The sequence below is a fragment of the Psychrobacter sp. MES7-P7E genome (assembly GCF_002863645.1).
Lineage (GTDB): Bacteria > Pseudomonadota > Gammaproteobacteria > Pseudomonadales > Moraxellaceae > Psychrobacter.
This window is the reverse complement of record NZ_PJBU01000021.1, coordinates 1-5786: the sequence shown is the minus strand read 5'-3', so window position 1 is coordinate 5786 and position 5786 is coordinate 1. Positions and strand designations below refer to the sequence as shown.

The following is a 5786-nucleotide window of genomic DNA, read 5'->3' as shown; positions in this document are numbered from 1 at the left end:
ATCATACTTAAATTAGTAATCGCCTATTTATCAATAGTTACCACTAGATATTGGCTTACAAAGTAACTATCAATGGCCAGCTCAGGCTCATAAAACCAACGCGCTTTATATGATACAATTTTGTACCTGTGCATCACGTCTCCCTTGTATTGTAGGTTTCGAACCCGCAAATCAATACCAATTGGATGAATGATTATACTTATGGCAAATGATACGTCTAAACCTTTTAGCAACAAGCAATCAATCGATAGCCTAAAAACCTCAGGGTTTGATCGTCGTATGTCGATTGCAAAAACTTCTTTGAATATTGGTCGTCGTTGGGCGGGTAATAGCGTGTCTGGTATGTTCTTAAATAAAGAAGCTCGTACTGCACGCAATCAAGCGTTTATGGAAACTCAAGCAAATTATCTGGCATCAGAGCTAGGTAAATTGAAAGGTTCGGTCGTCAAGATTGGTCAAATGCTAGCGATTTATGGTGAGCATATACTGCCGCCAGAGATCACACGCGCTTTGCAAACCCTTAATGATGACACGGCGACATTGACTTGGCCGACGATTGAGCAAACATTACGCCAGTTACTGGGCAACAAACTAAACGAGCTAGACATTGATCCTGTCCCCATCGGAACAGCTTCTCTTGCTCAAGTTCATCGTGCGACCGTACTCGCCACTGGCGAACAAGTTGTGTTAAAAATTCAGTATCCGGGTGTGGCAGACGCTATCAATTCTGATCTTGCCTTGTTCAAACGATTGTTAAAAGTAAGTAATATCGTTCCCCAAACACGCGCACTCGATGCTTGGTTTGAGGAAATACGTGACCTACTCCATCACGAAGTCGATTATGAAGCGGAAGCGGCTACGACAGAACGTTTTTACGAGCGTTTAATCGATGATCCTCGCTATATCGTGCCTAAGATTAATCGCACTTATTCTAAAAAGCGTCTGCTATGTATGTCATACGAGCCAGGTATCACTGTGGTCTCGGAAGCATTACAATTATTACCTCATGAACGCCTTAATGCCATTGGCCAAGCAGCTATAGAAATCATGATGCAAGAGATTTTTGTATGGGGTGAGATGCAAACAGATCCCAACTTTGGTAATTATTTAGTGCGTGTGAGCGAAAACGATGAAGATATCGATAGATTGGTTTTGCTAGATTTTGGAGCGATTCGTCAGTTTGATGGTAACTTATTAACGATTGCCCGTGGTCTACTACGCGCAGGATATCGCCATGATCAGCAAGCAATGAGCCTTGCTATGAAAGGATATGACTTTTTCGATAGCATGAGTAATAAAGTACGTTCAGATATTGCTTCGTTATTTTTACTGGCTACCGAGCCTTTTAGTGACCCTGAGAAAAATACCAATATCCCTAGCGAATGTTTAGATGAGCAGGATCGCTATATTTGGGCCAACAGTAAATTACATTCACGCCTATCTACTACGGCTACACGCGCAATGCAATCTTTTGAATTTAATCTACCACCAAAAGAATTTATGTTTATCAGTCGTAAGTTTATCGGTGCATATACCTTTTTGACTGTTTTAGATGCGCATACCAACTCTAACAGCCTCGTAAAACCTTATTTATAAACCGTGCAAATTTTGAGCCGTCCTTTAGTGACGGCTTTTTATTTTTCCAGTTTTAATTGCTTAGGCTATTTTATGTTTAATACTACCACCTTTATTGTAGAGCACTGACATAAGCCCTATATTTACTTAGGCTATTATTTTTCGCTTATAGCATTTACCTGCCAATCATCAAATCTTGTTTTATACCACTTCGGCTTACGAATATTTAGCTCCCAACACACTTCTTGTCGGGCAAGGTATTTCACTTCGAAATGAGTGCGCTGACTGGTCGCTGGTACTCGAGAACGTGTTGATGGTAGACACCATACTTTGGTTGCTTGGTGTTCTGCATTGTCCATATAGGATTCGATATTAGTGACTAATATCACTTCTCCGCCCACCTGCAAGCGTGATAATAAAAACTCAAAAAAAGGCATATTCAGCCATTGCTGATTTGGATTGTGCTGTTCAGGATTGGGATAAAGAATGAAGATTTTAGCCAAGCTATTTGGTTTAATGGCATGCACTGTCCATGCAATCGCATCCGCATGAATCGCATCTAGGTTTGATAGATTTTGTAAAGTGGCTAATTTTGAGAATGCTTCAAATTTATTACGCGTGCGTTCAATGGCTATCAGATGCTTATCAGGATTTTGTGCGGCAAAGCTAAGTGCATGCTTACCCTTCCCTGCCCCAATCTCTAGCATTAACGGTTTTTCATTTTTATTGTCATTAATAATATTTGGAATAATAAAGTCACGCGGTGCTGACAGTTTTTGTGGTTGAAAGGCACGCTCTTGCTGATGCGTGAGATCAATATTGTCGGTCATCTACTATCCTTAAAGCATTTGTCTTTTGTCATTATTCGGCCCCATGCTATTATATAGTCAATCCAATTGAATAGTAATACAGCGATAGCAAGTACGCCTCGTTTCGTCGTAATTTAAATGACGGATGCGTTTTATGCTTATGCCATATGCAACCAATACTAATAACATTTAGGACATTGCTCTTTTCTTATGACTGACTCTACTGCAAACACGCCCCCAAAGACCTACCCTTGTCCACGTTGCGGCACCCAGACGGCCTGGCAAGACAATAAATATAAGCCGTTTTGTAGCAGTCGCTGCAAGCTAATCGACTTAGGTGCTTGGGCAAACGAAGATTACACCTTACCTGCAGAAACCACGCCTTTTTCTGACGAGCTATAATCCACACTTTTACTCAATTATTATACCAAGGATGTTTTACATGTCTGCTACTTACCTGATGCCCACTTATAATCGTCAACCAATCAGCTTTACACGCGGTGCAGGCAGTTGGCTCTATACCAAAGATGACACGCCTTACTTAGATGCCTTAACTGGTATCGCGGTATGCGGCTTAGGACACTGTCATCCACAAGTCACTGACGCGATTCAGCAGCAAGCAGGTATGTTGATTCATACAAGCAACTTGTTTGGCATTGATTGGCAAGAGCGTGCTGGAGAGATACTATGTACCGCCGCCCAAATGGACAGTGTGTTTTTTGCCAATAGCGGCGCCGAAGCCAATGAAGCTGCATTGAAACTGGCACGTTTATACGCCTACAAGCAAGGTTTTAAACGTCCAAAAGTTATCGTAATGGAGCAATCGTTCCATGGTCGTACGTTATTATCTTTGTCAGCTACTGCAAATCCAAAGGCGCGTGAAGGATTTTATACGCTAGATGAAGACTTTATTCGTGTGCCATTTGGCGATATCGAAGCTGTCAAACAAGCTGCTCTAGAACATGATGATATCTGCGCTATCTTTGTAGAGCCGATCCAAGGCGAAGGTGGCCTAAACACTGCAGCCAATGGCTTCACTTATCTTGAAGAGTTACAAGCGGAATGTGACGCTCATAACTGGCTATTTATGCTGGATGAAGTGCAAACAGGTAATGGCCGTACGGGTAAATACTTTGCTTATCAACACAGCAATGCTCGTCCTGATGTGTTGACGACAGCCAAAGGTCTAGGTAATGGTTTCCCAGTTGGTGCGTGCATGGTACGTGGCCGTGCCAATGGTCTGTTTGGCGCTGGTAGCCACGGCTCTACTTATGGTGGTACACCATTGGCCAGCCGTGTGGTACATAGCGTATATGACGTGCTAGCAAATAGTAATATCATGGAAAACGCAGTGACTGAGGGTTTATTCATTAGAGAAAGTATCGTTGATACATTTGGTCAACATGGCGTTAGCAGTCGCGGTGCAGGTATGATGATTGGTATCGCGCTACCTGAAGATATGGATTGTAGTCAACTGGTGGATCGTGCCCGTGATGAGCAAAAGCTGATCATTAATGTGACGGGTGGTCATGTTGTACGTTTGCTGCCACCACTTAACATGAGCCGTGATGAAAGCACACAAGTCGCTGAGCGTTTGATCAATCTATTAAAGCCATCATTTTAAAGCATGCTTCAACGTTAATAACAGACAATAAAAAAGCCTATAGATGATTCATTATCTATAGGCTTTTTGCTTTTTGCTTACTGCTTACTAAAAACGTTTCGTGCGTAGTGAGAACAACACTTAATTCGCATGGAAGTATTTCTTAAGTACTTCTAGACAACGAGTGATTTTAGCTGGCTGTTGGTCGCGGTTTAAAGTGACCGCATATAGCACAAAGCTTGGTAACTGATAGCCAGTCAACACTTCTACCAGCTCACCACTCTCAAGCTCTTTTTTGACGTCCATTTCTAACATTCTAACCAAACCGTGACCTTCTTTAGCCAACGTCGTTGCCATAAACACGTTATTGGTATAGATACGCGAGTTCATTTTGACACGCGTTTTTTTGCCAGTTTCAGTCTGAATCATATCAATCTGATTGGCATCTTTCATGATTTCAATACAGATTAATTGATGCTCAGCCAAATCTTTAGGCGTATTTAGCTTACTGTGCTGACGCAAATACTGGGGTGAGGCAACCAATAGTTGGCGCACATCGGTCAATGGATGACTGCTTAGACTAGAATCATTAATCGATGGGCTCATACGAATGGCAATATCAATACGCTCGTCAATCATATCAATATACTGATTGTCAGCTAAATAGGTGACGCTTAAATCATCATGTGCCGCCATCCAAGTAGAGAGTGCTGGCAGTATGTGATTGACACCAAGCTCAGGCGTCGTCGATACACGCAAACTACCTGCTAGCTCATCACGCAATTGATTAACTTTGATACGTCCTTGCTCAGCTGCGCTGACGACATCTTTTGCCGCTTCATAAAAGCTCTCGCCAGCTTCTGTCAAGCTTAGCTTACGAGTTGAGCGATGTAGCAATACCACACCAAGCTCGTTCTCTAATGAACGAATTTGCTGACTGACTGCACTGGTTGTGATACCTAGCTCACGTGCTGAGCCACTAAAAGAGCCATGTCCGACCACACTGGCGAACACAGCCATACCGCGTAAATTATCCAACATATTCTCACCTAAACGTCATTTCAGTTTTTAATATAACTTAACCATTATAACGACTTTACATTCATCTTATCGTTATCAAATGGTTCTCTCTTGTTTGATAAATATATTTTGACCCGTAATAAAAACAAAAATATCAAGGTGATATATTGCTATCACCTTGATATTTAATATAAAACTACGTTCAATATATAAATATACTTTTAGATACTTTGAGCAAACACTGCTCTAAAATCTTAATACAGCTGTACTTTACCCATTTTACCCTCACCACGTTCAGTTAAATACTGCATTACTGGTGTTTTTAGTAATTTCGTTTCAGCAACGGTTTTCGCTTGCTCTAAACGTTTTTTCTGTCGGCGCTCTGGGGTTTTATCTTCGGTCTGCATGATACTACTATCAATTTTCAAGTCAATGTCAGCTTGCGTAAATTGCTGTTGTAGCTTAGCTGCCAATTGCTGAAAAGTGACCTGCAAATGCTTACTATCAACACTGGTCAAAAACGTGGCTTTGCCATTACATTGACCAGTCATTGTACCTTGCCGTGCCAGTGCTAGCTCATCTTGTGCCAATACCTCGCCTTCACGAGCAGTTTGCAGCCAGTAGTCCCACTTTTCTGGGTTCCACTCACCTGTTAGTTCTTGAGGTGGACAACGCAGCAACGTGCATGGATCTTCATCAGAGTGTGCTGTTAACTGAGAATCATTTGCGCCAGGCTCAACAACTGGTTCAGGCTCAACAACTGGTTCAGGCTCAACAAC

General features: G+C 42.0%; 5 protein-coding genes and 1 pseudogene. 3 read left to right on the top strand and 3 right to left on the bottom strand.

Annotated features, from left to right (window positions below; all coding sequences use genetic code 11):
• Nucleotides 1-201 precede the first annotated feature (201 nt).
• Entirely contained in the window at nt 202-1596 is a 1395-nt protein-coding gene (locus CXF62_RS01175; protein ID WP_102092611.1) for an ABC1 kinase family protein, read from the top strand.
• A gap of 134 nt (nt 1597-1730) precedes the next feature.
• On the opposite strand, the gene CXF62_RS01170 is transcribed toward CXF62_RS01175, so the two are convergent.
• Entirely contained in the window at nt 1731-2405 is a 675-nt protein-coding gene (locus CXF62_RS01170) for a class I SAM-dependent methyltransferase (RefSeq protein WP_102092610.1), read from the bottom strand.
• A gap of 189 nt (nt 2406-2594) precedes the next feature.
• Between CXF62_RS01170 and CXF62_RS01165 the strand changes: the two genes are divergently transcribed.
• Nucleotides 2595-2786: a DNA gyrase inhibitor YacG gene (locus tag CXF62_RS01165; RefSeq protein ID WP_057760289.1), complete on the top strand. Its 192-nt coding sequence runs from the start codon at nt 2595-2597 to the stop codon at nt 2784-2786.
• Nucleotides 2787-2826: 40 nt separating this feature from the next.
• Complete coding sequence (locus tag CXF62_RS01160) at nt 2827-4008, top strand: aspartate aminotransferase family protein (protein WP_102092609.1); 1182 nt, start codon at nt 2827-2829, stop codon at nt 4006-4008.
• 120 nt (nt 4009-4128) lie between these two features.
• On the opposite strand, the gene CXF62_RS01155 is transcribed toward CXF62_RS01160, so the two are convergent.
• Nucleotides 4129-5028: a LysR family transcriptional regulator gene (locus CXF62_RS01155; RefSeq protein WP_102092608.1), complete on the bottom strand. Its 900-nt coding sequence runs from the start codon at nt 5026-5028 to the stop codon at nt 4129-4131.
• A gap of 233 nt (nt 5029-5261) precedes the next feature.
• A pseudogene (locus tag CXF62_RS01150) lies at nt 5262-5786 on the bottom strand (DNA polymerase III subunit gamma/tau); the annotation flags it as partial.